The following is a 779-nucleotide window of genomic DNA, read 5'->3' on the forward strand; positions in this document are numbered from 1 at the left end:
CAGGCCGCGCTGTTGGACATGGACGGCACGATCGTCAACTCCGACGCGGTGGTGGAACGCTGCTGGCGCCGCTGGGCGGAGGAGCGGGGACTCGACCCCGATCACGTCATGCCGCACGTGCACGGCCGCCAGGGGCACGCCACGATGGCGCTGCTGCTGCCGGACCGGCCGGCCGAGCTCAACCACGAGGACAACCGGCGGATGCTGGCCCAGGAGACGGCCGACATGGACGGCGTGGTGCCGGTGCCGGGCGCGCCGGAGTTCCTGGCCGCCCTCGCGGACCTGCCGCACGCGCTCGTGACCTCCGCCGACGAGAAGCTGGCGCGGGCCCGGATGGCGGCGGCCGGCCTGCCGCTGCCGGCGGTCCGGGTCACGGCGGAGCGGGTGGGGGCGAGCAAGCCGGACCCCGAGGGCTTCCTCAAGGGTGCGGCGGAACTCGGGTTCGCGCCCGAGCGGTGCGTGGTGTTCGAGGACTCGGAGGTCGGCATCGCGGCCGGCCTCGCGGCGGGCATGTGCGTGGTGGGTGTCGGCCCGCGGGCCGCCGTCCATGCGCCGACGGCGCATGGACGGGATCTTCGTGACCTCCGCGTCGAGCGTCTCCCCGCGGGGGGTTTCCGCCTCTGGCTCCACGGGGGCGACGTGGCGTCGGCCTCTGCGTGAGCGCTGCGCATGGGCTTTTGCGCGACGTCCACGTTCACGTTGTCCGTGATGTGGACGTCGTCGACGTGAGGTGCGCCCTCCGGGCGGGTGTGCGCGACGTTCCCTCCGGGGTGGTTTGC

General features: G+C 74.2%; 1 protein-coding gene. It reads left to right on the forward strand.

Annotation, left to right across the window (positions count from 1 at the left end; all coding sequences use genetic code 11):
* The coding region (locus tag ACSNOD_RS31540; RefSeq protein WP_436770494.1) for an HAD-IA family hydrolase at window positions 1–660 on the forward strand (660 nt) is incomplete at its 5' end.
* Between the last annotated feature and the right edge of the window lie 119 nt (window positions 661–779).

It is taken from the genome of Streptomyces sp. URMC 123, assembly GCF_051386515.1.
Taxonomy (GTDB): domain Bacteria; phylum Actinomycetota; class Actinomycetes; order Streptomycetales; family Streptomycetaceae; genus Streptomyces.